The 15,365-nt window shown below is 46.5% G+C and carries 13 protein-coding genes and 1 tRNA gene; all 14 read left to right on the top strand.

Annotated elements, in window-relative coordinates:
• Positions 1 to 94 (top strand): EF-Tu C-terminal domain-related protein (locus B5D50_RS19415; RefSeq protein ID WP_200807149.1); only part of this gene is annotated, 94 nt, incomplete at its 5' end.
• Between the two features lie 70 nt (positions 95 to 164).
• Positions 165 to 240: transfer RNA gene (locus B5D50_RS19410), tRNA-Trp, on the top strand.
• 95 nt (positions 241 to 335) lie between these two features.
• A complete protein-coding gene (secE, locus tag B5D50_RS19405; protein ID WP_078924304.1) occupies positions 336 to 725 on the top strand; it encodes a preprotein translocase subunit SecE in 390 nt (129 codons plus the stop codon).
• A complete protein-coding gene (gene nusG, locus B5D50_RS19400) occupies positions 725 to 1,258 on the top strand; it encodes a transcription termination/antitermination protein NusG (RefSeq protein ID WP_078924303.1) in 534 nt (177 codons plus the stop codon). Before secE ends, nusG begins: the two co-directional genes overlap by 1 nt.
• Before the next feature lie 52 nt (positions 1,259 to 1,310).
• Positions 1,311 to 1,742 carry a 50S ribosomal protein L11 gene (rplK, locus tag B5D50_RS19395; RefSeq protein WP_078924302.1) on the top strand — a complete coding sequence of 144 codons (432 nt, stop codon included), beginning with the start codon at positions 1,311 to 1,313 and terminating at the stop codon, positions 1,740 to 1,742.
• Complete coding sequence (rplA, locus tag B5D50_RS19390) at positions 1,743 to 2,438, top strand: 50S ribosomal protein L1 (protein WP_078924301.1); 696 nt, start codon at positions 1,743 to 1,745, stop codon at positions 2,436 to 2,438.
• Between the two features lie 264 nt (positions 2,439 to 2,702).
• On the top strand, positions 2,703 to 3,221 hold the full coding sequence (gene rplJ / locus B5D50_RS19385; RefSeq protein ID WP_078924300.1) for a 50S ribosomal protein L10: 519 nt from the start codon (positions 2,703 to 2,705) through the stop codon (positions 3,219 to 3,221).
• A 27-nt stretch (positions 3,222 to 3,248) separates the two neighbouring features.
• Positions 3,249 to 3,626 (top strand): 50S ribosomal protein L7/L12, encoded by a 378-nt coding sequence (rplL, locus tag B5D50_RS19380; protein WP_078924299.1) that lies wholly within the window; start codon positions 3,249 to 3,251, stop codon positions 3,624 to 3,626.
• 140 nt (positions 3,627 to 3,766) lie between these two features.
• On the top strand, positions 3,767 to 7,846 hold the full coding sequence (gene rpoB / locus B5D50_RS19375) for a DNA-directed RNA polymerase subunit beta (RefSeq protein ID WP_078924298.1): 4,080 nt from the start codon (positions 3,767 to 3,769) through the stop codon (positions 7,844 to 7,846).
• Between the two features lie 32 nt (positions 7,847 to 7,878).
• Positions 7,879 to 12,072 (top strand): DNA-directed RNA polymerase subunit beta', encoded by a 4,194-nt coding sequence (gene rpoC / locus B5D50_RS19370; protein ID WP_078924297.1) that lies wholly within the window; start codon positions 7,879 to 7,881, stop codon positions 12,070 to 12,072.
• Between the two features lie 214 nt (positions 12,073 to 12,286).
• Positions 12,287 to 12,661 carry a 30S ribosomal protein S12 gene (gene rpsL / locus B5D50_RS19365; protein ID WP_078924296.1) on the top strand — a complete coding sequence of 125 codons (375 nt, stop codon included), beginning with the start codon at positions 12,287 to 12,289 and terminating at the stop codon, positions 12,659 to 12,661.
• 19 nt (positions 12,662 to 12,680) lie between these two features.
• Positions 12,681 to 13,154, top strand: coding sequence for a 30S ribosomal protein S7 (rpsG, locus tag B5D50_RS19360; RefSeq protein ID WP_078924295.1), 474 nt, complete (start codon positions 12,681 to 12,683; stop codon positions 13,152 to 13,154).
• A 13-nt stretch (positions 13,155 to 13,167) separates the two neighbouring features.
• Positions 13,168 to 15,264 carry an elongation factor G gene (fusA, locus tag B5D50_RS19355; protein WP_078924294.1) on the top strand — a complete coding sequence of 699 codons (2,097 nt, stop codon included), beginning with the start codon at positions 13,168 to 13,170 and terminating at the stop codon, positions 15,262 to 15,264.
• Positions 15,265 to 15,270: 6 nt separating this feature from the next.
• Positions 15,271 to 15,365, top strand: a 95-nt coding sequence (locus tag B5D50_RS19350; RefSeq protein ID WP_078924293.1) for a GTP-binding protein, incomplete at its 3' end; no start/stop codon positions are given.

Raw genomic sequence — 15,365 nt, 5'->3', positions numbered from 1 at the left:
CAATCCGATTGCGATGGAAGATGGTTTACGCTTTGCGATCCGTGAAGGCGGTCGTACAGTCGGAGCCGGTGTCGTCGCTAAAATTGTTGAGTAAACTAACAATACTCATTAATTTAGTTGCAGAATATGGCGGGAGTCTGTAAACTCCCGTCCTCTCGTTTGTTAGGCCAATAGCTCAATTGGCAGAGCGGCGGTCTCCAAAACCGCAGGTTGGGGGTTCGATTCCCTCTTGGCCTGCCATCTTTTAGCAAGATGGCTTTCTACAAATTCTAGCTTATCTTTGTGCAAGTCTTTGTATAAAGTCATTTAGGCTGTTTAGGTTGTATCAAAAAATTATGTCTTCAAAAGTTGAACAACAGACGTCCTCATTCGATACGATTAAACTGATTTTATCATTGGTTTTATTGTTGGTTGGGATTGGTGGTTTCTACTATTTCGATACCTGGAAGGGTGAACCTGTTTCAGTCTTAATCAGGGTCTTAGGTCTATTAGCTTTTGTTGCTATCGCTATTGTTATTGCTGCAACCACTGAAAAAGGGCGCAATTTAGTTACCTTCTTAAAAGACAGCCGGATGGAAGTCCGCAAGATGGTATGGCCTACTCGGGCTGAAACCATGCAGACGACGCTTATGGTCATGGTTATTGTTTTACTGCTTTCTCTCTTCCTCTGGCTGGTAGATATGCTTCTAGGCTGGGGTGTTAAAACCTTGCTAGGAGGTGGTTGATGGCTAAGCGTTGGTATGTAGTTCAAGCTTTTTCTGGGTTTGAAGGTCAAGTTCAGCGTTCTTTAAAAGAGCGTGTGCAGCGTTTTGAGATGCAAGACCAATTTGGTGAGATTTTAGTTCCTACCGAAGAGGTCGTAGAAATGCGTGAAGGTCAAAAGCGCCGTAGTGAACGTAAATTCTTTCCGGGCTATGTTTTAGTCGAAATGGAAATGAATGATGATACTTGGCATATGGTCAAGAATACCTCGCGTGTCTTAGGTTTTATTGGTGGTTCTGGTGATAAGCCAGCTCCGATCACACAGAAAGAAGTGGATAATATTCTGCGCCGGGTTGAAGAGGGTGTCGATAAGCCTAAGCCTAAAGTCTTATTTGATGCTGGCGAAGTCGTGCGTGTTAACGATGGTCCTTTTAAAGATTTTAATGGTGTCGTCGAAGAAGTTAACTACGAAAAGAGCCGCCTGTTAGTCGCAGTGCAAATATTTGGTCGCTCAACGCCTGTTGAGCTTGAGTTCTATCAGGTCGAGAAAACCTGATTGCACAACGGGGAGCCGTGAGGCGTTGGTACCCATTCATAGGTAAATCAAAATGGCAAAAAAAGTAACCGGCTATATCAAGCTGCAAGTTGCTGCTGGTAAAGCTAATCCAAGTCCACCGGTTGGTCCTGCATTGGGTCAAAAAGGTGTGAATATTATGGAATTCTGTAAGTCCTTCAATGCTGCTACTCAGGGCATGGAAGTAGGAATGCCGATTCCAGTCGTTATCACGGTATATAGCGATAAAAGCTTTACCTTTATTACTAAAACTCCGCCTGCTTCCGTATTGTTGAAAAAAGCAATGGGTTTGAAGTCTGGTAGTGCTCGTCCAAATAGCGATAAAGTGGGCAAGATTAACCGTGCGCAATTAGAAGAAATTGCCAAGACTAAAGAGCCAGACTTAACAGCAGCTAATTTAGATGCCGCCGTGCGTACTATTGCAGGTACAGCACGTAGTATGGGCTTAGAAGTAGAGGGCGTATAAATGGCAAAGCTAACTAAGCGTCAAAAAGCAATTCGCGAGAAAGTAGATAGCACGAAAGTTTATGCTGTTAGTGAAGCGCTGGATTTATTGAAGTCACTGCCTGCTGCAAAATTCACTGAAAGTGTGGATGTGGCCATCAATTTAGGTGTTGACCCACGTAAATCGGATCAAGTGGTGCGTGGTTCTACCGTTTTACCGAATGGTAATGGCAAAACTGTACGGGTAGCTGTGTTTACCCAAGGTGCAAACGTAGAGGCGGCGAAAGCAGCTGGTGCAGACATTGTTGGTTTTGATGATCTAGCGGCTGAAGTTAAAGCAGGCAAGATGGATTTCGATGTCGTTATCGCAAGCCCTGACGCTATGCGTGTGGTGGGTCAGCTAGGCCAGATTTTAGGCCCGCGTGGTTTAATGCCTAACCCTAAAGTGGGTACGGTAACTCCAAACGTGGCTGAAGCTGTTAAAAATGCTAAATCAGGTCAAGTTCGTTATCGTACTGATAAAGCAGGTATTATTCATTGCGGTATTGGTAACACCAGTTTTGGCACTGAAGCATTAGCTCAAAATTTAGCGACTTTAGTTGCTGACTTAGTGAAGGCCAAACCATCTACTTCTAAAGGTGTTTACCTCAAGGGTATCGCTGTGTCCACGACCATGGGGCCTGGCTTAAAAGTAGATCAAGCGAGCGTTACTGCTTAAAAAGATTTTGAGTTTTTAAACTCAAACCCAAGCTTACAAGGATGTAAGCTGCTGAAAAGCATTGAGATATACAAGGCTGTATGTCGTCAAAGACCGCAGGCGTCTTGAATAAGACTTAATCGTTCTGCAGTAAATGTAGAGAACCTGCGCAGATGGCGTTTCCCGAGTCAGTCACTGGTTTGGGGCGCTGTTTCCTTCTTAACTTAAATGATTAAGTTGAGATTGATAACTGGTGGTTTATCCATCAAACCAGGAGTAGATAACGTGGCATTAACACTGGAAGAGAAAAAAGAGATTGTCTCTGAAGTGGCCGCAGTTGCTGCAAGTGCTCATTCTGCGGTTGCTGCTGAGTACCGTGGATTGACTGTGTCACAACTCACCACACTGCGTAAAAACGCACGTAAAGGTGGAGTTTATCTAAGTGTAGTGAAGAACAATCTAGCGCGTATTGCCGTTAATGGTACTGCTTTCGAGTGTATCCAAGATGGCTTAAAAGGTCCGTTGATTTTGGCATTTTCTCAAGAAGATCCAGGTTCTGCGGCGCGTCTGGTGAAGGACTTCCTAAAAGACAAAGCCAACGAAAAGTTAGCAGTACAATTCGTCGCCATTGACGGAAAAATGCTGCCCGCTGCTGAGTTGGAACGTCTGGCGAAATTGCCGACTCGCTCACAAGCAATCGCTACCTTGGCGGCTGCGATTCGTGCGCCTCTCGACAAATTTGCTCGCACACTTGCTGCAGTGCGTGATCAAAAAGCTGAAGCCGCTGGCGTTAGCGTAGAGTAATTACTGACAAAGGTTTTGGAGATTTACATGGCCTGTACAAAAGACGATATGTTGGATGCAATTGCCAACATGACAGTGACTGAGATCGTTGATCTGATTTCAGCGATTGAAGAGAAATTCGGTGTGACGGCTGCGGTGGCAGTCGCTGCGGGCCCTGCGGGTGGCGCTGATGCTGCTCCAGTGGTTGAAGAGCAAACTGAATTTAACGTGATCATGAAGAGCTTCGGCGCTAACAAGATCAATGTCATTAAAGCTATCCGTGTTATCACCGGTCTGGGCTTGAAAGAAGCGAAAGACATGGTTGAAGGCGTACCTTCTACGGTTAAAGAAGGCGTCTCTAAGGATGAGGCTGCTAAGGTTAAGAAAGAACTGGAAGATGCAGGTGCTGAGGTCGAACTCAAGTAAGCTTGAGGTTAGGATGATTCTAAGCAACTTCTAGTCGTTCTAAAGTTCACGAGGCTGGCAGTGTTTTACGCTGTCGGCCTTTTGTCGCTTGTCAGACATTAAATGACAGAAAAGATTTCGATTCCAGTTGAGGAAGCATAATGGGACTAAGTTACACTGAGAAAAAACGGATCCGCAAAGATTTTGGCAAACGTGAGCAGATTCTGGAAGTACCTGACCTGTTAACTATTCAGTTGGAGTCTTATCGGCAGTTCCTGCAACTTGACCGGCCTGTGCAAGAGCGTTCTGCAACGGGCCTGCATGCTGCCTTTTCTTCAGTCTTTCCGATTGTAAGTTACAATAACTATATCACACTTGAATATGTGGATTATCGGTTAGCTGAACCCGTGTTTGATGTTCATGAATGCCAATTGCGTGGCTTAACTTATGCAGCATCGTTGCGCGTGAAATTGCGCTTAGTGATTCATGATAAAGAAGCCCCCGTTGAAGCCAAAGTCGTCAAGTCGATTAAAGAGCAAGACGTTTACTTAGGCGAATTACCGCTGATGACCGATAAAGGTACTTTTATTATTAATGGTACTGAGCGAGTTATTGTCTCGCAATTGCATCGCTCACCCGGCGTGTTTTTTGAACATGACAAAGGTAAGTCGAATACGGCTGGCAAATTATTGCACAGTGCACGGGTTATTCCTTATCGTGGCTCATGGTTGGATTTTGAATTCGATCCTAAAGACAGTATTTATGTACGGATTGATCGTCGCCGTAAACTAGCGTCTACTATTCTGTTACGCGCTTTAGGGATGGAAAATGAAAAAATTCTTGAGTACTTCTTCGAGAATGTCAAAGTCCACCTCCTCGATAAAGGTGTTGAGATTGATCTAGTCCCTGAGCGTTTGCGGGGTGAATTAGCTGCTTTTGATATTTTATTAGATGGCAATGTCATCGTTGAAACCGGTCGGCGGATTACCGCTAAGCATATTCGCCAACTAGAAAAGAGTGGCATCAGCAAATTAGCTGTACCTGAAGAATATATGTACGGCAAGGTATTAGCGAAAAATATTATTGATACCTCTACCGGTGAGTTGGTTGCAGATGCGAATGCGGAACTCACAGAAGAGTTAGTCAATAAACTGCGTGATAATGGGGTTGAGAGTTTCGATATTCTCTATACCAATGAATTGGATCGTGGTCCGTTTATTTCTAATACTTTGAATATTGATCCAACCCGTACTCGCTTAGAAGCGCAGATTGAAATTTATCGAATGATGCGCCCGGGCGAGCCACCGACTAAGGAATCGGCTGAAAGCTTATTCAATAATCTATTCTTCACCGATGATCGTTATGACTTGTCGGCGGTAGGGCGGATGAAGTTTAACCGTCGTTTAGGCCGTGAAGATTCCGTCGGTAGCGGTGTCTTAGATCAAGCTGATATTTTAGCTGTTCTAAAAAAGCTGATTGATATTCGTGATGGTCGTGATGATGTCGATGATATTGACCACTTAGGTAATCGTCGTATTCGTAGCGTTGGCGAAATGGCGGAAAATGCCTTCCGTGTGGGTTTGGTTCGAGTTGAGCGGGCAGTCAAAGAACGTTTAACGATGGCAGAAAGTGAGGGTTTAATGCCTCAAGAATTGGTGAATTCAAAACCAGTTTCTGCGGCGATTAAAGAATTCTTTGGTTCTAGCCAATTATCGCAATTCATGGATCAAAACAATCCATTGTCTGAAGTCACGCATAAGCGCCGGATCTCAGCCTTGGGCCCAGGTGGTCTGACTCGTGAGCGTGCAGGCTTTGAAGTGCGGGACGTGCATCCGACCCATTATGGTCGGGTCTGCCCGATTGAAACACCTGAAGGACCCAATATCGGTCTGATTAACTCTTTATCTGTGTATGCGCGTACCAATGAATATGGCTTTTTAGAAACACCCTATCGCCGTGTGGTCGATGGTAAAGCTACTCAAGAAATCGACTATTTATCAGCGATTGAAGAGTCTCAATATGTGATTGCGCAAGCGAATGCTGATTTAGATGAGCAGGGTGCTTTCTTAGATGAATTCGTGAATTGCCGTTACCGCAATGAATTCACCACGATGGCGTCTGATCGTATGCAGTATATGGATGTTTCGCCCAAGCAGATCGTGTCAGTGGCAGCTTCTTTGATTCCCTTCTTAGAGCATGATGATGCTAACCGTGCTTTGATGGGGTCTAACATGCAACGCCAAGCAGTGCCTTGCTTACGTGCTGAGACTGCTATCGTCGGTACAGGTATGGAGCGGGCGGTTGCGGTGGATTCTGGTTCGACCGTCGCTGCGCGCCGTGGTGGGGTGATTGACTCGGTGGATGCGGGTCGTGTGGTGGTGCGCGTCAATGATAATGAAGCAGATGAGCGTGGTGGGGTTGATATTTACAACCTGATTAAATACACCCGTTCGAATCAAAATACCTGCATCAATCAGCGCCCGATTGTCAAAGTCGGCGATGTGGTTGCGCGTGGCGATGTATTAGCAGATGGCTCTTCGACTGACTTGGGTGAGTTGGCTTTAGGACAGAATATGTTCATCGCCTTCATGCCTTGGAATGGTTATAACTTCGAAGACTCGATTTTGTTATCTGAGCGGGTGGTCGATGAAGACCGCTATACTACGATTCATATCGAGGAAATGTCCTGCTTAGCGCGTGATACCAAACTAGGCCCTGAGGAAATTACTGCCGATATTCCCAACGTGAGCGAAAGCTTGCTGGCAAAACTGGACGAGTGCGGGATTATTCATGTCGGCGCAGAAGTAAAACCGAATGATATTCTGGTGGGTAAAGTAACACCTAAGGGTGAAAGCCAATTAACTCCAGAAGAAAAGCTTTTACGAGCCATTTTCGGTGAAAAGGCTTCTGACGTTAAAGATAGCTCTTTGCGTGTTCCAACCGGGATGACTGGGACGGTGATCGACGTGCGGGTCTTTACTCGGGATGGTGTTGAGCGTGATGCACGTGCTTTAGCTATTCAAGAAGAAGACTTGAAAAAGGTGCGTAAGGACTTACTGGATGAGCTGCGGATTTACGAATCGGATGTATTTGCGCGGGTCTCCAAAATGGTCGCCGGTCAAGTCGCTGATGGCGGTTTAAGAGGTTTAAAAGCTGGTTCAGTTGTCACTCAAGAGCAGCTAACCGCTGTTCCCCGTCATGAGTGGTTCTCTTTGCGCATGCAAGACGACAGTTTGAATGTGCAGCTCGAAACCTTATCGACTCAGATGTCTGAGAAGAAGAAAGAGTACGAAATTCGCTTACAGAAACAGCGTGATAAATTGACTGCTGGCGATGATCTAGCGCCTGGCGTTTTGAAAATGGTCAAAGTCTATGTTGCTGTGAAGCGGCGGATGCAGCCCGGTGACAAGATGGCGGGTCGTCACGGGAACAAGGGCGTGGTATCACGCATTGTTCCGGTCGAAGATATGCCTTATTTGGAAAATGGCCAGACTGTCGACATCGTTCTGAATCCTTTGGGTGTACCGTCACGGATGAATGTGGGTCAGGTGTTAGAAACGCATTTAGGTTGGGCTGCCAAAGGTTTAGGTCATAAGATCGGGCGGATGATTGACGCGAAAGCGAAAGTCGATGAAATGCGCAAATTCTTAACCGAAATCTATGAAACCGGTGGTAATCCACGTCAAGGTGATTTGTCTGAAATGACGGATGCTGAAGTCATTGAAATGGCAGGCAATTTGCGTAAAGGCGTGCCGATGGCAACTCAAGTATTTGACGGCGCGGATGAAGCAGAAATCAAGGCTATGTTGCGCTTAGCGGACTTGCCAGAAAGTGGGCAAACCCGACTTTATGACGGCCGTACTGGTGATGCGTTTGAGCGCAAAGTCACGGTTGGCTATATGCATATGCTGAAGCTGAACCACTTAGTTGATGACAAAATGCATGCACGCTCAACCGGGCCTTATAGCTTAGTCACTCAGCAGCCTTTGGGTGGTAAAGCCCAATTTGGTGGCCAACGCTTCGGTGAGATGGAAGTATGGGCCTTGGAAGCTTACGGTGCGGCTTATACCTTGCAAGAAATGCTCACGGTGAAGTCAGACGATGTGAATGGACGGAACAAGATGTATAAAAACATCGTGGATGGTGATCATTATATGGAAGCCAGCATGCCTGAGTCCTTCAATGTCTTGATGAAGGAAATCCGTTCTCTCGGTTTAAATATCGAGCTGGAAAGAGAGTAATTTGAGCGAATACAGCAGGCGGAAAAATAGCGATGAAAGATTTATTAAACCTTTATAAGCAACAGCAGGAAATTCAAGAGTTCGATGCAATTCGTATCGGGCTTGCTTCCCCTGAAGTGATTCGTTCATGGTCTTATGGTGAAGTTAAAAAGCCAGAAACCATTAACTATCGTACCTTTAAGCCAGAGCGGGATGGTTTGTTCTGCGCGAAAATCTTTGGTCCGGTCAAGGATTTTGAATGCTTGTGTGGTAAGTACAAGCGTTTAAAGCATCGGGGCGTAGTCTGTGAAAAATGCGGTGTTGAAGTCACTCAAACCAAAGTGCGGCGTGAGCGCATGGGGCATATTGATCTCGCTAGCCCGGTGGCACATATTTGGTTTTTAAAGTCATTACCTTCTCGGATTGGCTTGATGCTGGATATGACCTTGCGTGACATCGAGCGTATTCTCTATTTTGAGATTTTCGTGGTCACTGAGCCGGGTATGACTACTTTGGAGCGTGGTACGCTGCTCTCTGATGAGGCTTATTTAGAGGCTGTCGAAGAGTTTGGTGATGAGTTCGAAGCGAAAATGGGTGCTGAAGCGATTCAGGACTTGTTATCAGGTATTGATCTGAAGCACGAAATCGCCAAGATGCGTGAAGAGATCAACGAAACGGGCTCTGAAACCAAATTAAAGCGTTTAGGTAAGCGTTTGAAGGTTATGGAGTCTTTCGTGTCTTCAGGTAATCGTCCTGCGTGGATGATTATGAATGTGCTGCCGGTATTACCACCGGATCTACGTCCTTTAGTTCCTTTGGATGGCGGTCGCTTCGCAACTTCAGACCTGAATGATTTGTATCGCCGCGTGATTAATCGGAATAACCGTTTAAAACGCTTATTAGAGCTGAATGCTCCCGATATTATCGTGCGCAATGAAAAGCGTATGTTGCAAGAGTCAGTGGATGCACTCTTAGATAACGGTCGGCGTGGTCGTGCGATTACGGGTTCTAACAAGCGCCCCTTGAAATCCTTATCGGATATGATTAAGGGTAAGCAGGGTCGTTTCCGGCAGAATCTGTTAGGTAAGCGGGTTGACTATTCGGGTCGTTCGGTCATCGTGGTTGGGCCGACTTTACGTCTGCACCAATGCGGTCTACCGAAGAAAATGGCCTTGGAGTTATTTAAACCCTTCATTTTCGGTAAGCTGCAACGCCGTGGTTTAGCCACCACGATTAAGGCGGCGAAAAAGCTAGTGGAGCGGGAAACCGCTGAAGTTTGGGATATTCTCGCAGAAGTAATTCGTGAGCATCCGGTTCTGTTGAATCGTGCACCGACTTTACACCGTTTGGGTATTCAAGCGTTTGAACCCGTATTGATCGAAGGGAAAGCGATTCAGTTACACCCTTTGGTTTGTTCTGCTTTTAACGCTGACTTTGATGGCGACCAAATGGCGGTACACGTACCTTTGTCATTGGAAGCACAGCTTGAAGCACGTAGCTTGATGATGTCCACCAATAACGTCTTGTCCCCTGCGAATGGTGCACCGATTATTGTGCCTTCACAAGACATCGTGTTGGGCTTGTATTATATGTCACGTGAAGCGATTGGTGCGAAAGGCGAAGGCATGATCTTTGCTGATCCGCAAGAAGCGCAACGGGCTTATGAAACAGGCAATGCGTCTTTACATGCCAAAGTTAAAGTACGGATCACTGATTATATTAAAGAAGACAATGGTGAGTTCACTAAGCGCATTCGCTTAATTGATACCACAGTGGGTCGGTCGATTCTGACGACTATTATGCCAAAAGGCTTGCCATTCGAGATCTTTAATACAGTCTTAAAGAAAAAAGCGATTTCACGCCTGTTGGACGAATCGTATCGTCATGTCGGGATGAAAGAGGCTGTTATCTTTGCTGACCAATTGATGTATACCGGTTATCGTTATGCGACCCGTTCAGGGGTTTCTTTCTGCTCGGATGACATGATTATTCCTGAGAAGAAGGTGCAACTCTTGGCGGAAGCGGATGATGCAGTGAAAGAAATTGAGCTGCAATTCGCGGGTGGATTGGTTACTCAGGGCGAGCGCTATAATAAGGTCGTTGATATTTGGGCGAGTACCAATGAAAAAGTCGCGAAAGCGATGATGGAAAAGATTGGTAATGAATCGGTCGTCAATGCTGAAGGTAAGACAGTCACTCAGCCTTCTTTCAATTCGATCTTTATGATGGCTGACTCCGGTGCCCGGGGTTCTGCAGCCCAGATCCGTCAGTTAGCAGGGATGCGGGGTTTGATGGCCAAGCCAGATGGCTCGATCATTGAAACACCCATTACCTCTAACTTCCGTGAAGGTTTGACCGTATTACAGTACTTCATTTCGACTCACGGTGCGCGTAAAGGTTTGGCGGATACGGCCTTAAAGACTGCGAACTCAGGTTATTTGACTCGTCGTTTAGTTGACGTTGCCCAAGATATGGCAGTCATTATGGATGACTGTGGGACAACTAAGGGCATGTTGATGCGTCCGATTATCGAGGGCGGCGATGTCGTTGAAGGCTTGGCAGAACGGGTCTTAGGTCGGGTCGTAGCACAAGATGTGGTACGTAATGATGAGACGGTGTTACCCGCAGGTACCTTGATTGATGAAGAGTGGGTTGAGAAAATTGACCACCTCGGTATCGACGAAATTATTGTACGCTCAGGTATCACTTGCGAATCGCGTTATGGTGTTTGCCGTCAATGCTATGGGCGTGACCTTGCACGGGGCATTTTGGTGGGTAAAGGTGAGTCAGTCGGTGTTATCGCTGCTCAATCTATCGGTGAGCCGGGTACGCAATTAACCATGCGTACCTTCCATATCGGTGGTGCAGCCAGTAGAGCCGCCGCTGAAAGTGGTATCGCCGTTAAATCAGCCGGTAAAGTCCATCTGATTAACGTTAAAACTGTACGCAATGAGCAAGGCAATCTGGTTGCGGTTTCGCGCTCAGGTGAGCTTGGCATCGTCGATGATAACGGCCGTGATAAGGAACGTTACAAGTTACCGTATGGTGCAACCTTAAAGGTTCATGAAGGCGACACAGTGACCGCTGGGCAGACAGTTGCACAATGGGATCCACATACGCATCCGATTATCTCGGAAGTGTCGGGGCGTATCGACTTTATCGACTTCATTGATAATGGTACGGTACAAACAAAAGTTGATGATATTACGGGCTTGTCTTCAATTGAGGTAATGGATCCGAAGAGTCGTCCTAGCAGTGGTCGTGATTTGCGTCCGACCGTGCGTTTATTGGATGAGCATGGCGATAGTATTTTCTTTGAAGGTACGAAAATTCCTGTGCAATACCCCTTACCTGCCGGAACTATCGTCACTACCACGAATGGCGCAAGTGTTAAAGTCGGTGAGGTCGTTGCACGTCTACCGCAAGCTTCATCTAAAACTCGTGACATCACCGGTGGTTTGCCTCGGGTTGCGGATTTGTTTGAGGCACGTCGTCCTAAAGATGGTGCGATTCTGGCTGAGAAAACCGGTACGATTTCTTTTGGTAAAGAAACCAAGGGTAAGCAACGTATTATCATCACCGAAGAAGATGGTGAACAATACGAAGAGTTGATTCCAAAATGGCGTAATCTCGATGTCTTCGAGGGTGAGAAGGTGAAACGTGGTGAGGTGATCGCTGATGGTGAACCTAACCCGCATGACATTTTACGTTTATTAGGGGCGACTTCCTTAGCAGAGTATTTAGTTAAAGAAATCCAAGATGTTTACCGTCTGCAAGGCGTAAAAATCAATGATAAACACATTGAAGTCATCATTCGGCAAATGATGCGTAAAGTCGATGTAATCGACCCAGGTGACAGCGACTTCTTGCGTGGTGAGCAAACCGACTATTGGCGCGTAGTCGCAGCTAATAAGCAACTCATGGAAGAGGGCAAATTGCCGATTAAGTTTGATCGAGTCTTGATGGGGATCACGAAAGCCTCTTTGGTGACGGATTCGTTTGTATCAGCGGCATCCTTCCAAGAAACGACGCGCGTACTGACAGATGCGGCTGTGCGTGGTGCGCGTGATGAGTTACGTGGCTTGAAAGAAAACGTGATTGTGGGTCGCTTGATTCCAGCAGGAACAGGTTTGGCTTATCATGAGGCGCGTCGGCGTCAGCGTGATCCTTTTGCCTTAGAGGATGCCTTTGCCGTGCGTCATGAGAGTTTTAGTGGCTCATCTGATGAAGCTTACGAGGCTGAGTAAGATCAGATCGTTTTGGGTTAATAAACGGACTCCTACTTAGCACTAAACACTAAGTAGGAGGATTAATTACAGGGTTTGGCAATCTAGCCTTGACAGAAGCTTGTGCCATCCCTAAAATCTTGCGACCTTAGACAGACCGGATATTCGGTCTGTTGTTTTTATGGGGTATCGCAAGCACAGCATATCCTCATGTAGGTTAGGAGAAATTTTTTTAATGGCAACGATTAACCAGTTGGTGCGCAAGCCGCGCAAAAGCATAGTTGATAAAAGCAACGTGCCTGCTCTTGAAGCATGCCCGCAGCGTCGTGGTGTTTGCACTCGTGTGTACACGACCACTCCCAAAAAGCCGAATTCGGCATTACGTAAAGTAGCGCGTGTACGCTTAACCAATGGTTTTGAAGTCACTAGCTATATTGGTGGTGAAGGCCACAATCTGCAAGAGCACTCTGTTGTGTTAATTCGCGGCGGTCGTGTGAAAGATTTGCCGGGTGTGCGTTATCACACTGTTCGTGGCAGCCTTGATACTCAAGGTGTTAAAGACCGCAAGCAAAGCCGCTCTAAATACGGCACTAAGCGTCCTAAGAAGTAATTGAATAGAGATCCTAGAAATGCCTAGAAGAAGAGAAGTCCCCAAACGCGAAGTGTTGCCAGATCCAAAGTTCGGCAGTGAAATGCTCAGCAAATTCATGAATGCTGTGATGAAAGACGGCAAGAAAGCAGTGGCTGAAAAGATCATTTATGGTGCTTTAGATGAAATCGCTCAAAAGAAAGGTGGCGATGGTTTATCAGTGCTCAATGATGCTTTAGACAACGCACGTCCTGCGGTGGAAGTGAAGGCTCGCCGTGTCGGTGGTGCTACTTATCAAGTACCGGTTGAAGTACGTCCTTCTCGTCAAAACGCTTTAGCGATGCGTTGGTTGATTGATGCAGCACGTAAGCGTGGCGAAAAGTCAATGGCGCGCAAACTAGCCGGTGAATTGATGGATGCGGCGGATAAGCGTGGTTCAGCGGTCAAGAAGCGTGAAGATACTCACCGTATGGCTGAAGCGAACAAAGCTTTTGCTCACTTCCGTTGGAATTAATTGGAAGTAGCCTGTGTCACGTAAAACACCTATAGAACGCTATCGTAATATCGGCATCATGGCACATATTGATGCAGGTAAAACGACGACGACTGAGCGTGTTTTATTTTATACAGGTGTATCGCATAAGATCGGCGAAGTTCATGATGGCGCAGCTACTATGGACTGGATGGAGCAAGAGCAAGAGCGTGGGATTACCATTACCTCTGCAGCGACAACTTGTTTCTGGTCAGGGATGGATCAGCAGTTTGAGCAGCATCGGATCAATATTATTGATACGCCCGGTCATGTTGATTTTACGATTGAAGTTGAGCGCTCCTTACGTGTCTTAGATGGTGCAGTGGCAGTGTTTTGTGCTGTCGGTGGTGTTGAACCGCAATCGGAAACGGTTTGGCGTCAAGCTAATAAGTACCAAGTGCCTCGCATTGCATTCGTCAATAAGATGGATCGAGCTGGGGCTAATTTCTTGCGTGTCGTTGAGCAAATCAAAACTCGCCTAGGTTCTACGGCAGTGCCCGTTCAGTTGCCGATCGGGGCTGAAGAGAATTTTACGGGTGTAGTCGATTTGTTGCGGATGCAGGCTATTTATTGGAATGAAGCGGATATGGGGATGACCTATACTGCCGCTGAAATCCCAGTAGAAATGCAAGCTGCTTGCCAGACATGGCGTGAGCAGATGGTGGAAGCGGCTGCTGAAGCTGATGAAGTACTCATGGATAAGTATTTAGAGTCGGGTGAATTATCCGTTGAGGATATTCATCAAGGCTTGCGGATGCGTGCTTTGTCTGGGGAAATTGTGCCTGTGTTGTGTGGTTCAGCCTTTAAAAATAAAGGTGTGCAAGCCGTCCTTGATGCTGTTGTGCGTTATCTGCCTGCTCCGGTGGATGTGCCTGCGATTAAAGGTGTTACTGACGATGCTAACGAAACACCGACTGAACGTCATGCCTCAGATCAAGAGCCTTTTGCAGCTTTGGCTTTTAAAATTGCTACCGATCCATTTGTAGGCTCTTTGACTTTCTTCCGTGTTTACTCCGGTGTATTGAAAACAGGCGATGTGGTTTTCAATCCAACCAAAAATAAACGCGAGCGAATTGGCCGCATTATGCAAATGCACGCTAATTCGCGTGAAGAGATTAAAGAAGTTTATGCCGGGGACATCGCTGCTGCTGTTGGCTTAAAAGATGTCACAACCGGTGAAACCTTAAGTGATCTGACGCAAGTGATCACTTTAGAAAAAATGGACTTTCCTGAGCCAGTTATTTCGATTGCGGTTGAGCCAAAGTCTCAAGCGGATCAAGAAAAAATGGGCTTGGCTTTAAATCGCTTGGCACAAGAAGATCCGTCGTTTCGCGTGCATACCGATCAAGATTCGGGTCAGACAATTATTTCTGGGATGGGTGAGTTGCATCTCGATATTATCGTTGACCGTATGAAGCGCGAGTTTAAAGTTGAATGCAATGTCGGTGCTCCACAAGTTGCTTATCGTGAAACCATCCGTAAAACGGTTGAAACCGAAGGTAAGTTTGTGCGCCAGTCCGGGGGGCGTGGTCAATACGGTCATGTCTGGTTGCGTTTAGAACCTTTAGCCGAAGGTGAAGGGTATAAGTTCGAGAATGCGATAGTCGGTGGGGTAGTTCCTAAAGAATTCGTACCGGCGATTGATAAAGGTGTTCGCGAACAAATGGGTAATGGCGTGATGGTCGGTTATCCATTAGTTGATATTAAAGTGACTGCTTTTGATGGCTCGTATCATGATGTGGACTCGAGTGAGTTGGCATTTAAGATTGCGGGTTCAATGGCTCTACGGAGTGGCGTATTAGACGCTGACCCTGCTTTACTTGAGCCGATTATGAAGGTCGAAGTTGTTACTCCAGAAGATTATATGGGCGACGTGATGGGCGATTTAAACCGTCGACGTGGCGTTGTTCAAGGGATGGACGATGCTCCATCAGGAAAGATTATACGTGCGGAAGTGCCGTTGAGTGAAATGTTTGGTTATGCCACTGATGTGCGTTCAGCCACACAAGGGCGAGCCAGCTATTCAATGGAGTTCGCGAAATACGCAGAAGCGCCTGCCAGTGTTGTTCAGGCAGTGTTGAAAAAAAGGTGAAATAGAATGGCAAAGAGTAAATTTGAGCGCACGAAGCCGCACGTGAACGTGGGAACGATAGGACACGTTGACCACGGCAAGACGACCTTGACAGCGGCATT

The sequence above is a fragment of the Thiothrix eikelboomii genome (assembly GCF_900167255.1).
Classification (GTDB): domain Bacteria; phylum Pseudomonadota; class Gammaproteobacteria; order Thiotrichales; family Thiotrichaceae; genus Thiolinea; species Thiolinea eikelboomii.
Note: the sequence above shows the minus strand (reverse complement) of the source record. Positions and strands in the feature narration are given on the sequence as shown.

Coding starts and splice junctions, on each gene's coding strand:
- rpsL (WP_078924296.1), top strand. CDS start 12,287: ATGGCAACGATTAACCAGTTGGTGCGCAAGCCGCGCAAAAGCATAGTT.
- rplL (WP_078924299.1), top strand. CDS start 3,249: ATGGCCTGTACAAAAGACGATATGTTGGATGCAATTGCCAACATGACA.
- rplK (WP_078924302.1), top strand. CDS start 1,311: ATGGCAAAAAAAGTAACCGGCTATATCAAGCTGCAAGTTGCTGCTGGT.
- rpoC (WP_078924297.1), top strand. CDS start 7,879: ATGAAAGATTTATTAAACCTTTATAAGCAACAGCAGGAAATTCAAGAG.
- rpsG (WP_078924295.1), top strand. CDS start 12,681: ATGCCTAGAAGAAGAGAAGTCCCCAAACGCGAAGTGTTGCCAGATCCA.
- secE (WP_078924304.1), top strand. CDS start 336: ATGTCTTCAAAAGTTGAACAACAGACGTCCTCATTCGATACGATTAAA.
- nusG (WP_078924303.1), top strand. CDS start 725: ATGGCTAAGCGTTGGTATGTAGTTCAAGCTTTTTCTGGGTTTGAAGGT.
- rpoB (WP_078924298.1), top strand. CDS start 3,767: ATGGGACTAAGTTACACTGAGAAAAAACGGATCCGCAAAGATTTTGGC.
- rplA (WP_078924301.1), top strand. CDS start 1,743: ATGGCAAAGCTAACTAAGCGTCAAAAAGCAATTCGCGAGAAAGTAGAT.